This is a genomic window from Pantoea phytobeneficialis (genome assembly GCF_009728735.1).
Lineage (GTDB): Bacteria > Pseudomonadota > Gammaproteobacteria > Enterobacterales > Enterobacteriaceae > Pantoea > Pantoea phytobeneficialis.
Genome location: NZ_CP024636.1, coordinates 1 through 13,105 on the forward strand (window position 1 = coordinate 1; position 13,105 = coordinate 13,105).

A 13,105-nucleotide genomic window follows, 5' to 3' on the forward strand; every position below is an offset into this window, starting at 1 on the left:
AACGCGGGCGTTCGCCCGGATGCTGGGGCTTGAGCCATGTACGACCGCAGTTCGTAGCCCGGAAAGCAATGGCATAGCAGAAAGCTTCGTGAAAACGATAAAGCGGGATTACATCAGTGTGATGCCAAAACCGGACAGCCAGGTAGCGGTGATGAACCTGGCGGAGGCGTTCAGTCATTACAACGAACATCACCCGCACAGCGCGCTGGGATATCGCTCGCCGCGGGAATATATACGCAGAAAGTTATCACAACCGTAAGAGAGAAAAGGCGTCTGGATATATAGGGTCAAATCCATCTTGAACCTTGCATGGCAAATGACTTCGATTCACTGATCCATTTTATTGAAACCGATCATCGTACTCGGAGATACGAAAGAGGTCGCCAGCGTGCAAATTATTTACGGAGAAACAGGAATTGATTCATATAAAACATCTCGCTTTTTTATCGATAGTCTACGGTATTTTCTCCAGCAACATGGCCTGGGCCGACGATTGTGATAACGCCGCAAATGATACTGAAGTTCATCAATGTCTGGAAAATAAGAAAGACAATGCGGAAAAAGTTCTTAATGCTGAGTACGCGAAAGCAAAAGATCGTATAAAGCAGGGGCTACGTGACTCACCTTCTGACACCGAGGCTTATCTGGACATTTTTGTCAAAGCGCAGCGTAGCTGGCTGGACTTAAGAAAGTATCAGTGTGAGATGGAGGCTTTTGGTGCCGATAAATCCAAAAATCCATACCTTGATGCTATCAATGATTGCACCGTCAAAATGGATAATGAAAGAACACATATCCTGATGCAGATCCCTTATGATGGTCTGAGTGGTTAGGCTAATGTGAAGCAAACGGGGCTGATGTGTGCCGACTCGACACATTAGCTCCGCCACAGAAAAACAATCTTAACAGCCTGTTATACAACGTCTCGTCGTCTTATACCGGAGTCGGTACCTTTGTCATAAAACTGTCATATTTCGTACATTTGACTGTCATCAAACTGTCCTATTTTCCCTCCAGCAGCAATCAATGACTCTTACTAAAATGGCATAGAGCCTGATTTTTTTAACTCCCCTGGAGGGAACATGACACTGATGCGTAGCACCGTAGCCCGAATCCTCGCCGCCACCTTCGCAGTAAGCGCGGTCTCTGCTTTTGCAGCAACCGATCTGACTGGCGCAGGCGGGACGTTCCCGGCACCGGTTTATGCCAAGTGGGCAGCAGAATACCAGCAAGCCACCGGTAGCAAAGTAAACTATCAGGGTATTGGTTCTTCGGGCGGCGTGAAGCAAATCATCGCCAAAACCGTCGATTTCGGTGCGTCAGATGCGCCGATGAAAGATGAAGATCTGCAAAAAAATGGCCTGTTCCAGTTCCCGACCGTGATCGGTGGTGTGGTTCTGGCGGTTAACATCCCTGGCGTGAAGTCTGGTCAGCTGACCCTCGACGGTAAAACCGTTGGTGACATTTACCTGGGCAATATCAAAAAGTGGAACGATCCGGCGATCACCAAACTGAACCCGGGCGTGAAACTGCCAGATACCAACATCAACGTGGTACGCCGCGCTGACGGTTCCGGTACCTCTTTCGTCTTCACCAGCTACCTGTCTAAAGTGAACGAAGAGTGGAACAGCAAAATTGGTAAAGGCAACACCGTAAACTGGCCGACCGGTCTGGGCGGTAAAGGTAACGACGGCGTGGCGGCATTCGTCCAGCGTCTGCCGGGTTCAATCGGCTACGTCGAGTACGCGTATGCCAAGCAGAACAACCTGACTTACACCAAGTTGCACGATGCTGATGGCAAAGCTGTGGCACCGAGCGAAACCAGCTTTGCTAACGCGGCCAAAGGCGCGAACTGGAGCGAATCTTTTGCCCAGGACCTGACTTTCCAGAAAGGCAACGATGCATGGCCGATCACTTCCACCACCTTCATCCTGGTTTATAAAGATCAGGCTAATGCAGAGAAAGGTAGCGAAGTGCTGAAGTTCTTCGACTGGGCTTACAAAAATGGTGGAAAAACGGCGACCAGCCTGGATTACGCAGCTCTGCCAGAAAGCGTGACCACGCAGATTCGTGATGCCTGGAAAGCCAACATCAAAGATTCTTCCGGCAAAGCGCTGTACAAGTAAGTGAATGACCTGGCCAGCCGACAGGCTGGCCACCCTGACTTCCCCTGAGAACAGAGACTTCTATGGCTGCCACTAAGCCGACGTTTAAAGCCCCTGGCAAACAAGGTGACATGATCTTCGGCGCGCTGGTGAAACTGGCTGCGCTGATTGTGTTATTGCTGCTAGGTGGCATCATCGTCTCCCTGATTTTCTCCTCCTGGCCCAGTATCCAGAAATTTGGTTTCTCATTCCTGTGGACCAAAACCTGGGATGCGCCTAACGAACAATTTGGTGCGCTGGTGCCGATTTACGGTACCGTCGTAACCTCGCTGATTGCGCTGCTCATCGCCGTTCCGGTGAGCTTCGGTATCGCCCTGTTCCTGACGGAACTGGCACCAGGCTGGCTGCGTCGTCCACTCGGCACTGCAATCGAGCTGCTGGCGGCCATCCCCAGCATCGTCTATGGCATGTGGGGCCTGTTTATTTTCGCGCCACTCTTTGCCGAGTACTTTCAGACGCCGGTTGGCGACATCATGTCGAATATCCCGATTGTGGGTGCGCTGTTCTCCGGCCCGGCTTTTGGGATCGGTATCCTGGCGGCAGGCGTTATCCTCGCCATCATGATCATCCCGTACATTGCTTCGGTGATGCGTGATGTGTTCGAACAGACCCCGGTGATGATGAAAGAGTCGGCCTACGGTATTGGCTGCACCACCTGGGAAGTGATTTGGCGTATCGTGTTGCCCTTCACCAAAAACGGTGTGATTGGCGGTGTGATGCTCGGTCTGGGCCGTGCATTGGGTGAGACGATGGCGGTAACCTTTATCATCGGTAACACCTACCAGCTCGACAGCGCATCGCTGTTTATGCCGGGCAACAGCATCACCTCGGCACTGGCGAATGAATTTGCTGAGGCAGAATCCGGTGTCCATGTGGCGGCATTGATGGAGCTGGGGCTGATCCTGTTTGTCATCACCTTTATCGTACTGGCGATCTCCAAACTGATGATTTTGCGTTTGGCGAAAAGTGAAGGAGCCCGGTCATGACAACCATTGAATTGCAGGCCCGCGCTGAACTGGAAGCCTCGCGTCGCAAAATGCAGGCATGGCGCAGCACCAAAAATAAAATCGCGCTGACCCTGTCGCTGCTGACGATGGCATTTGGTCTGTTCTGGCTGATCTGGATCCTGTTTACCACCATTTCCCGTGGTATTGATGGCCTTTCCTGGTCGCTGTTTACTGAATCTACCCCGCCACCCAATACCGCTGGCGGTGGCCTGGCGAACGCCCTCGCAGGCAGTGGTTTACTGATTTTCTGGTCAACCTTCTTTGGCACACCGCTGGGCATCATGGCGGGGATCTACCTTGCCGAATATGGTCGCAAGCACTGGCTGGCAGAGGTGATTCGTTTTATTAACGATATCCTGCTGTCTGCACCGTCAATTGTGGTGGGGTTGTTCGTTTACACCATCGTGGTGGCGCAGATGCAGCACTTCTCCGGTTGGGCAGGCGTGGTGGCACTGGCGTTGTTGCAGATTCCCATCGTGATCCGTACCACTGAGAATATGCTGCGTCTGGTGCCTGATAGCATGCGTGAAGCCGCTTATGCGCTGGGGACGCCGAAATGGAAGATGATTTCAGCTATCACCCTCAAGGCCTCAGTCTCCGGCATTATCACCGGTGTGCTGCTGGCGATTGCGCGTATTGCCGGTGAAACCGCACCGTTGCTGTTTACTGCGCTGTCGAACCAGTTCTGGAGCACCGACATGATGCAGCCGATCGCCAACCTGCCAGTCACCATCTTTAAATTTGCCATGAGTCCCTTTGCGGAATGGCAAAGCCTGGCGTGGGCGGGTGTGCTGATCATCACCCTGTGCGTATTGCTGCTGAACATCCTGGCACGCGTGATTTTCTCTAAGAGCAAACACTAATTTCCCGGCGCGGCTATGGCAGCGCGGTACATGAGAGACGAGCAATGAGTATGGCAACTTCTTCTGCCGGCAAAATTCAGGTGCGCAATCTGAACTTCCATTACGGGAAATTCCATGCGCTGAAAAACATCAATCTGGACATCGCAAAGAACCAGGTCACCGCGTTTATCGGGCCATCCGGCTGTGGTAAATCGACCCTGCTGCGCACCTTCAATAAAATGTATTCGCTCTACCCTGAGCAGCGTGCAGAAGGTGAGATTCTGTTGGATGGGGACAATATTCTGGCGTCAAGCCAGGATATTGCCCTGCTGCGCGCCCGTGTGGGCATGGTGTTCCAGAAACCTACGCCGTTCCCGATGTCGATTTACGACAACATCGCGTTTGGTGTCCGTCTGTTTGAAAAGCTGTCGCGTGCTGATATGGATGAGCGCGTGCAGTGGGCGCTGACGAAAGCAGCGCTGTGGAATGAAACCAAAGACAAGCTCCATCAGAGTGGTTACAGTCTCTCCGGCGGTCAGCAGCAGCGTTTGTGCATCGCTCGCGGCATTGCGATTCGCCCGGAAGTGTTGCTGCTGGATGAGCCATGCTCGGCGCTGGATCCCATCTCCACGGGCCGTATCGAAGAGTTGATCACCGAGCTGAAGCAGGATTACACCGTAGTGATTGTGACCCACAACATGCAACAGGCGGCGCGCTGTTCCGATCATACCGCCTTTATGTATCTGGGTGAGCTGATTGAATTCAGCGATACCGATACGCTGTTTACCAAGCCAGCGCAAAAGCAGACAGAAGACTACATTACCGGTCGTTACGGCTGATTTGACGGAGACGCACATGGATAATTTAAATCTGAACAAACATATCTCCGGTCAGTTCAACGCTGAGCTGGAACACATTCGCACTCAGGTGATGATCATGGGTGGCATGGTGGAGCAGCAGCTTACCGACGCCATTACCGCGATGCATAACCAGGATGGCGATCTGGCGCAGCGAGTCATCGACGGCGACCAGAAGGTCAACATGATGGAAGTGGAGATTGATGAAGCCTGCGTGCGCATCATCGCCAAACGCCAGCCTACCGCCAGCGATTTACGTCTGGTGATGGCGATCATCAAGACCATCTCTGAGCTGGAACGTATTGGGGACGTGGCGGAAAAAATCAGCCGCACCGCGCTGGAGAAATTTAGCCAGCAACATCTGCCGCTGCTGGTGAGCCTGGAATCACTCGGTCACCATACCGTACAGATGCTGCATGACGTGCTGGATGCTTTTGCGCGCATGGATCTCAACGCGGCGATCGATATCTACCGTGAAGACAAGAAGGTGGATAAAGAGTACGAGGGTATTGTGCGTCAGTTAATGACCTACATGATGGAAGACCCGCGTACCATCCCCAGCGTACTGACTGCGCTGTTCTGTGCCCGTGCCATTGAGCGTATCGGTGACCGCTGCCAGAACATCTGTGAGATCATCTTCTATTTTGTGAAGGGCCAGGATTTCCGTCATGTTGGCGGCGACAAGCTGGATGAATTGTTGTCCGGCGACGATGGCAGCAACAAACCTTCCTGATAACCCCGTGGCTGCTGGTTTTACTGGCAGCCATCTCCATTTCTGATTGGTCTCAAGTCTTTCCGCTCTTTATACTTGGCGCACTTTTTACTGCAAGGTGCTGCTGCATGTCCCTCTCCCCACACAAGAAACAGAGCGTAACCCCGGCAAAAGCGATGTTGGCCGCCGTCAGTGGCTATGCGATGGATGGCTTCGATCTGCTGATCCTCGGCTTTATGTTACCGGCAATCAGCGTCTCGCTGGCGCTCGATCCTTCTCAGGCCGGTTCGCTGGTCACCTGGACGCTGATTGGTGCCGTGGTCGGCGGAATTGTTTTTGGTCATCTGAGCGACCGCTTTGGCCGTATCCGCATTCTCACCGTCACCATTCTCATGTTCTCAATATTCACCGGATTGTGTGCGGTGGCACAGGGATATTGGGATCTGCTGGCGTATCGTACCTTTGCCGGAATGGGGCTGGGGGGAGAATTCGGTATCGGCATGGCGCTGATTGCTGAAGCCTGGCCGCAGGAGAAGCGTAACCGTGCTTCAGCGTGGGTCGGTATCGGCTGGCAACTGGGGGTGTTGCTGGCGGCTTTTATCACGCCGCCACTGCTGAGCGTGATTGGCTGGCGCGGAATGTTCCTGGTGGGCCTGCTGCCTGCGTTGGTTTCGTTTGTGATTCGGCGCAGCATGGGCGAGCCGGAAGGCTTTACCCGACATGTGGCCAAAACGCCGCAATTGTCGTTTGCGGCGCGTATTCGATTGTTGTTTAGCGATCGCGCCACCAGCAAAGCCAGTCTGGGGATTTTCATTCTTTGCTCGGTGCAGAACTTTGGTTACTACGGACTGATGATCTGGATGCCGAGTTATCTCTCCTCCAGCTTCGGTTTCAGCCTGACCAAATCCGGCCTGTGGACCGCCGTCACTGTCGTGGGCATGACTTTTGGCATCTGGCTGTTCGGTGTACTGGCGGATCGCTTCGCACGTTGGAAAATTTTCCTGCTATATCAATTCGGTGCGGTCGTGATGGTGGTCATTTACGCTCAGCTACGTGATCCCACCGTGATGCTGTTTACCGGGGCGCTGATGGGGATGTTTGTGAATGGCATGATTGGCGGTTATGGCGCGCTGATTTCCGATACCTTTCCAACCCAGGCGCGTGCTACGGCGCAGAACGTTTTGTTTAACCTCGGACGTGGTGTAGGGGGTTTTGGTCCGCTGGTTATTGGCTTACTGGCAACGAAAATTTCATTCGCGGCAGCGATTACCCTGCTGGCGCTGATTTATCTGCTGGATATCGTCGCGACGCTGTTTTTATTGCCGAAGAAGCAGGGCAATGAGGATTCACTCGGCGCGATAGGCTGAGCGTAGCGGCGCGATTTATCACGCAAGATCTTGCGTGCTGCGGGAAAACCCCGCGCGATGAATCGCGCCGCTACGGGACCCTGTGGACAGTTACACCAACGCCCAACCGCGCGCACGCCACAAGTCGGGTAGCTGCGTCATATCATCAAATCGGGTCACCAGCGGGTGATCCAGTTCCGGGTTATGCGCATCGGCGCAGTAATAAAACACCGGAATGCCCGCGGCGATCCCTGCGCGGGCACCGGCCTCGGAGTCATCCACCAGAATGCACTTCTCAATCGGTACCTGCATTTGTTCTGCGGCGTGATACATCAACTCCGGGTCCGGCTTCCAGTGGTTGATGTCATAACCGCTGTAAAGATGTGCTGCAAAGTACGGCAACATGCCGGTCAGCCCCAATGAATGTTGCATCTTTTTCACCGTACCATTTGAGACGACGCACATCGGGACTTTGACTTGTTCCACCAGCGCTTTCGCTCCGGCAATGGGCTTCAGTTCTAAATCGAATAAGCGTGCTACCTCGGCGCGGTACGCCGTTTCCACCTCATCCATCGGCAATTCAGTCTGATGTTCCGCAGAAACATCACGGATGATGTCGTAGAGTTTTACCCCTTTGTATTTTTCAAACATCTCCTGTAGTGAGAGTTCAATACCGTAGCGGGCAAAGGTGTTGACGTAGGATTGTGTACAGATCACCTCACTGTCGACCAGCGTGCCATCACAATCAAAAAAAACACATTCAACTGACATCAGACATCATCCTTTTGCTAAACAAGAAGCTGTCACTCTAACGCACTGTGCGCACCGAGCAAACGCTTGCGAAAAATCAGTGTGCTGGTCAGTCAAAATCTATAGGATACGCGCGTTAAATTTTTCAGCGGAATAAGCTATGAACAAGCAGGGTCTGTTGCAACGCGTCTTTAAGTTGCAGGAACACGGCACCACCGTGCGTACAGAAGTGATCGCCGGTTTCACCACCTTTCTGACGATGGTTTACATCGTTTTCGTCAACCCGCAGATTCTGGGTGCCGCTGGCATGGACACCCAGGCGGTGTTTGTCACCACCTGCCTGATCGCGGCATTCGGCAGCATCCTGATGGGGCTGGTGGCGAATCTGCCGGTGGCGCTGGCACCCGCAATGGGACTGAATGCCTTCTTTGCTTTTGTGGTCGTCGGTGCAATGGGGTATTCGTGGCAGATCGGGATGGGCGCGATCTTCTGGGGGGCGCTGGGATTGTTGATCCTCACGCTGCTGCGCGTGCGTTACTGGATGATCGCCAATATCCCGCTGAGTCTGCGTGTTGGCATCACCGCGGGCATCGGGCTTTTTATCGCCATGATGGGACTGAAAAATGCCGGCATTATCGTGTCAAATGCCGACACCCTGGTGACGGTGGGCAACCTGACCTCACATAGCGTACTTCTGGGGGCACTTGGCTTCTTTATTATCGCTATTCTCGCCTCTCGCAACATTCATGCGGCGGTACTGGTATCGATTGTGGTGACCACGGCGATTGGCTTGCTGCTTGGCGATGTGAAGTTCACCGGCATTTTCGCGACACCACCATCCGTGGGCGCTGTCGTTGGGCAAGTTGATCTCAAAGGTGCGCTTAATATCGGTATGGCCGGGGTGATTTTCTCCTTTATGCTGGTCAACCTGTTCGATTCCTCCGGCACGCTGATCGGTGTGACCGACAAAGCGGGACTGACCAATGAAAAAGGCACCTTCCCGCGTATGCAGCAGGCGCTGTTTGTCGATAGCGTCAGCTCGGTGGCGGGTTCGCTGATCGGCACCTCTTCCGTCACTGCTTATATCGAAAGTTCTTCTGGCGTAGCGATTGGCGGGCGCACCGGGTTGATGGCGGTGATCACCGGCATTCTGTTCCTGCTGGTGATGTTCCTGTCGCCGCTGGCGGCGATGGTGCCGTCCTACGCGGCAGCGGGGGCGTTAATCTACGTCGGTGTATTGATGACGGCATCGCTGTCGCGGGTGCGTTGGGATGATCTCACTGAAGCGGTTCCGGCGTTTGTCACTGCGGTAATGATGCCGTTCAGTTTCTCCATCACGGAAGGTATTGCGCTGGGCTTTATTGCTTATTGCGTAATGAAACTGGGGACTGGCCGTTGGCGTGAAATCAGTCCGTGCGTAGTGGTGGTCGCGCTGCTGTTTGTGCTGAAAATCGCCTTTATTGATGCCCACTAACACGTTACAGGCCGCATAAGCGGCCTGTTTTGTCACAGATGTCCCATTTCCTGGGGAGTGGTGCGTTCGCTCGGCAGGCTGGTCAGGCGTAGCGTGCGTGGTCCGATATTTGGTTTACTTATCTCCACGTCGCGCAACGGCATCCATTGATGGTTGGCATCAATTTCCCACAGCCGGAGCCGTTCGGTGCCGGGGGAGAGCGCACAGGACCAGACCAGCGTCGGTTCGGCATCGCACACCGCCTGAATATCAGGAAATATACTGGAGCGCAGGCGTCCCGCGGCTGGATGTAGTCGCAGCGAATCGATACCGCTTTCGGCTTCTCCGGTGAGTTTGAGGATGCTTTGGCGCAGGGTCCAGATTTGCGTTACCGCTTCCATAAAATCCTGCTGCGCATTAATCCAGGCTTTCTCTCCGGAAGAGAGATCCTGCGTTAATGTATCCTGAGTCTGGCGGCTATGGGCGCGTACAATCTCCATATCCAGCCCGGCACGCCCGCCTTCTTCGGCCAGCAGCACACCCACCATATTCCCGGCGTAGGCAATGCTGAAATCAGGCAGGGCAGAATCGGCAAAACAAGGGCGCCCACTGCTGGTGGTCACAAGCGGTGGTAATTCATTGATACCATAGACGCGTAACATTAGCTGCGCCAACAGCCCACGCGCGGCGAGAAAGCGTCCCCGACGCTTGTCGGGCAGGCGCTGTGCGCTATTGATCACATCCTGTGGGACCCGCATTGTCTCAGAGGAGAGGGGCGGGTTACCCGTCCAACGAACAAAATGACTAGCCATCTGTCGCTCCGTGAAAATGGTCGGATAATCATCAGGTCTATTGTAAGAATTTTCTCATGGCTTTGCATCCGGCATTACATGGAATACCTGAATTTCAGATAACGCCGAAGGTCATGACAATGCGCTGACGCCGCATCAGCCGCTGTTTCATGGTAGTAGTTTGCTGATAAATGCCTGAATGGATGCTGAATAGCCTGATGTGGTGTAGGATTTGGGCGGTAAAAAAAAGCTGGCTGATGAGAAAATTATGATCGCTAAATTTCAGCCGCGCTTCATCGCAGAATAACGCACGTCGGAGTTTTTTATGTCAGTTACTTCATCACACCAGGAATCAATTTCTCTGGATGACTTTCGTCATGGTATGCGCCGTCTGGCTTCAGGTGTCTCGCTGGTTACCACGCAACACGCGGGTGAAAAATATGGCCTGATTGCCTCCTCAGTCAGTTCACTGGCAGCGGAACCGCCGAGCTTGCTGGTATGTGTCAATCAAAGTGCCACCAGCCACGCCTATTTTTTGCAGGCGGGCCATTTCGCCGTCAACGTACTGCGTGAGCAACATGCGGATTTGTGTGCTCAGTTCAGTCAGTCATCACGCCGTGAGGAACGTTTCCAGACCGGCAACTGGCAGACGATCACCACAGGCGCGCCAGTGCTGGCTGATGCCCTGGTGAGTTTTGATTGTCAGTTGGAAAAAGTGGTGGAATGGCATACCCACAGCGTGCTGCTGGCACGGATTGTCGGTATCAATCTGGCCGGGGAAGCTGCCGAGCCTATGGTCTACTTCAACAGTGGTTTTCATTCGCTGGGTCTGTAGCGCCGCGATTTATCGCGCTAATCAGGCCGCCTCTGCAATTCTGAAAAACAGCGCGAAAAATCGCGCTGTTACGCATTCATTCAAGCGTTGTTCAGGCAAACTTGCACACATCATCGAAGCCGAGGCGTGGCAGACGCGCATGCAGCTTGCTGGCCTCGCCATAGCCGAGGTTGATCAGCAAATTAACCTGCCATTTGCTGTCGCTGAAGAAGGCGGCGTTGACTTTGGCTGGATCAAAACCGGACATTGGGCCAGCGTCCAGACCGAGCGAGCGCGCGGCCATGATCAGGTAACCTGCTTGCAGGCTGCTATTACGAAACGCTGTCTCTTTGACCAATTCCGGGTTGCTGGTGAACCAGCTACGCGCATCACCGTGCGGAAACAGTTTCGGCAGATTTTCATAGAACTCGGGATCTGAGGCGACAATCACCGTAGCCGGTGCCTTCATGGTTTTTTCCAGGTTACCGGAGGAGAGTGCTGGCTTTAACTTCTCTTTCCCTTCCTGGGAAGTAACAAATACAAAGCGACCCGGTGAACAGTTAGCAGAAGTCGGACCCAGCGCCGTCAACTGATAGAGCTGTTTAATCAGTTCTTCTGAAATGGGTTTTTCCTGCCAGTAGCTGTGGGTGCGAGCCTCATTGAATAGGGTATTCAGAGCGAGGCTGTCGAGCGGTGTACTCATGTTTCTCTCCTTTTCAGGCATCAAATTGAGCCCAATGTTTAGCATGAATAGAGGAATGGCCTGGATCAGTCGGTGCACTTTGGGCGGTGATTAAGGTAGTCAGCAGGGCGGTCCGGCTGGTGAAGATCTTCACCGTTATACTGCAAATAGAGAGGGTTACCAAATAACATTGCAGTAAATATCCCTGGTTAGCCGCGATGCTAACCAGGGGGAATGAATGTTAAAACAACTATTTCCCAATACAAAAACTGGAGAAAATCCGCCCCAGCAAGTCATCAGAGGTGAACTCACCGGTAATTTCGCTCAACGCCTGTTGTGCCAGACGCAGCTCCTCGGCCAGCAGCTCGCCCGCCCAGGCTCCCAGCAGCTGATCTTTGCCTTGTTGCAAATGGGTTGCCGCCAGTTCCAGCGCCTGCAAATGGCGACGGCGAGCAAGGAAGCCACCTTCCATATTGCCGCTGAAGCCCATGGTTTGTTTCAGGTGATCACGCAGGGTATCCACACCTTCGCCGGTGCGGGCGGAGAGGCGAATAAGTGAGTGACCATTTACTTCAGACAGACCAAGGGACTCGCCTGTCATATCGGCTTTGTTTCGTACCACGGTGATCGGCAGTTCGGCTGGCAAACGCGAAACAAAATCGGGCCAGATGGCCGCCGCTTCCGTGGCATCAGTGGTGGTGCCATCCACCATAAACAACACACGGTCAGCCTGCTCAATCTCCTGCCAGGCACGCTCAATACCGATGCGTTCTACTTCGTCGCTGGCATCGCGTAAACCGGCGGTATCGATGATATGCAATGGCATTCCGTCGATATGAATGTGTTCGCGCAGTACATCACGCGTCGTTCCGGCAATATCGGTGACAATTGCGGCTTCTCGACCAGCTAATGCATTGAGAAGACTGGATTTTCCGGCGTTTGGACGTCCGGCGATCACCACTTTCATCCCCTCGCGCAGCAGGCTACCCTGGCGTGCTTCAGCACGCACGCCATTCAGGTCACCGATCACCGCATTCAGCTGAGCTTCAATTTTCCCGTCTGAGAGGAAGTCGATCTCTTCATCAGGAAAGTCGATAGCGGCTTCCACATAGATGCGCAGGTAAGTAAGTGCTTCCACAAGCGCGTTAATGCGGATGGAGAATGCCCCCTGCAACGAGTTCACCGCCGAACGTGCCGCTTGCTCTGAGCTGGCATCAATCAGGTCAGCAATGGCTTCTGCCTGAGCCAGGTCGAGCTTGTCATTCAGGAAGGCGCGTTCAGAAAACTCACCTGGTTGTGCGATGCGTACGCCGGGCAGCGCCACAATACGCTTCAGCAGCAGGTCGAGGATCACCGGGCCACCGTGGCCCTGCAACTCCAGCACATCTTCACCGGTGAAGGAGTTTGGTCCGGGGAACCACAGCGCAATGCCCTGATCCAGCACGCTGCCATCGCTATCGGTAAACGGCAGATAGTCGGCATAGCGCGGTTTCGGCAGTTTGCCCAGCACGGCTTGCGCGATGTCAGCGGCTTTGGCACCGGAGATACGCAGGATGCCGACGCCACCACGTCCGGGGGGCGTCGCCTGGGCGACGATGGTATCGCTGTGGCTCATAAATCACCTTTTTTTGCAAAAAAACAGGGCGGCATAAATGCCGCCCCTTGAGTATACGTCGTGGCTCGTGG

The 13,105-nt window shown here is 53.8% G+C and carries 14 protein-coding genes; 10 read left to right on the forward strand and 4 right to left on the reverse strand.

The annotated features are described in order from the left end of the window. The 8 genes from CTZ24_RS00005 to CTZ24_RS00040 form a co-directional block, all read left to right on the forward strand. Positions 1-259, forward strand: a 259-nt coding sequence (locus CTZ24_RS00005) for an integrase core domain-containing protein (protein WP_208724453.1), incomplete at its 5' end; no start/stop codon positions are given. 157 nt (positions 260-416) lie between these two features. Further along, on the forward strand, positions 417-833 hold the full coding sequence (locus CTZ24_RS00010; protein ID WP_208724454.1) for a lysozyme inhibitor LprI family protein: 417 nt from the start codon (positions 417-419) through the stop codon (positions 831-833). Positions 834-1,082: 249 nt separating this feature from the next. After that, positions 1,083-2,126, forward strand: a complete 1,044-nt coding sequence (gene pstS / locus CTZ24_RS00015; protein ID WP_036625694.1) for a phosphate ABC transporter substrate-binding protein PstS — start codon at positions 1,083-1,085, stop codon at positions 2,124-2,126. A 62-nt stretch (positions 2,127-2,188) separates the two neighbouring features. Continuing rightward, positions 2,189-3,151, forward strand: coding sequence for a phosphate ABC transporter permease PstC (gene pstC, locus CTZ24_RS00020; RefSeq protein WP_208724455.1), 963 nt, complete (start codon positions 2,189-2,191; stop codon positions 3,149-3,151). Next, on the forward strand, positions 3,148-4,035 hold the full coding sequence (pstA, locus tag CTZ24_RS00025; RefSeq protein ID WP_208724456.1) for a phosphate ABC transporter permease PstA: 888 nt from the start codon (positions 3,148-3,150) through the stop codon (positions 4,033-4,035). The genes pstC and pstA overlap by 4 nt, the downstream gene beginning before the upstream one ends. 44 nt (positions 4,036-4,079) lie before the next feature. After that, on the forward strand, positions 4,080-4,853 hold the full coding sequence (gene pstB, locus CTZ24_RS00030; protein ID WP_021183638.1) for a phosphate ABC transporter ATP-binding protein PstB: 774 nt from the start codon (positions 4,080-4,082) through the stop codon (positions 4,851-4,853). A 16-nt stretch (positions 4,854-4,869) separates the two neighbouring features. Continuing rightward, complete coding sequence (phoU, locus tag CTZ24_RS00035; RefSeq protein ID WP_021183639.1) at positions 4,870-5,604, forward strand: phosphate signaling complex protein PhoU; 735 nt, start codon at positions 4,870-4,872, stop codon at positions 5,602-5,604. Positions 5,605-5,711: 107 nt separating this feature from the next. Then, positions 5,712-6,950: an MFS transporter gene (locus CTZ24_RS00040; protein WP_208724457.1), complete on the forward strand. Its 1,239-nt coding sequence runs from the start codon at positions 5,712-5,714 to the stop codon at positions 6,948-6,950. 90 nt (positions 6,951-7,040) lie between these two features. Here the strand turns inward: CTZ24_RS00040 and yieH are convergent, their stop codons facing one another. Continuing rightward, positions 7,041-7,700 carry a 6-phosphogluconate phosphatase gene (yieH, locus tag CTZ24_RS00045; RefSeq protein ID WP_208724458.1) on the reverse strand — a complete coding sequence of 220 codons (660 nt, stop codon included), beginning with the start codon at positions 7,698-7,700 and terminating at the stop codon, positions 7,041-7,043. 139 nt (positions 7,701-7,839) lie between these two features. Between yieH and CTZ24_RS00050 the strand changes: the two genes are divergently transcribed. Continuing rightward, on the forward strand, positions 7,840-9,153 hold the full coding sequence (locus tag CTZ24_RS00050; RefSeq protein ID WP_208724459.1) for an NCS2 family permease: 1,314 nt from the start codon (positions 7,840-7,842) through the stop codon (positions 9,151-9,153). Positions 9,154-9,185: 32 nt separating this feature from the next. On the opposite strand, the gene CTZ24_RS00055 is transcribed toward CTZ24_RS00050, so the two are convergent. Next, positions 9,186-9,944: a 4'-phosphopantetheinyl transferase family protein gene (locus tag CTZ24_RS00055; protein WP_208724460.1), complete on the reverse strand. Its 759-nt coding sequence runs from the start codon at positions 9,942-9,944 to the stop codon at positions 9,186-9,188. Positions 9,945-10,248: 304 nt separating this feature from the next. Here CTZ24_RS00055 and CTZ24_RS00060 point away from each other — a divergent pair, with 304 nt between their 5' ends. Next, positions 10,249-10,758, forward strand: a complete 510-nt coding sequence (locus tag CTZ24_RS00060; protein ID WP_208724461.1) for a flavin reductase family protein — start codon at positions 10,249-10,251, stop codon at positions 10,756-10,758. Between the two features lie 91 nt (positions 10,759-10,849). On the opposite strand, the gene CTZ24_RS00065 is transcribed toward CTZ24_RS00060, so the two are convergent. Next, positions 10,850-11,440, reverse strand: coding sequence for a malonic semialdehyde reductase (locus CTZ24_RS00065; RefSeq protein WP_208724462.1), 591 nt, complete (start codon positions 11,438-11,440; stop codon positions 10,850-10,852). 229 nt (positions 11,441-11,669) lie between these two features. Next, a complete protein-coding gene (gene mnmE / locus CTZ24_RS00070; protein ID WP_208724463.1) occupies positions 11,670-13,034 on the reverse strand; it encodes a tRNA uridine-5-carboxymethylaminomethyl(34) synthesis GTPase MnmE in 1,365 nt (454 codons plus the stop codon). Between the last annotated feature and the right edge of the window lie 71 nt (positions 13,035-13,105).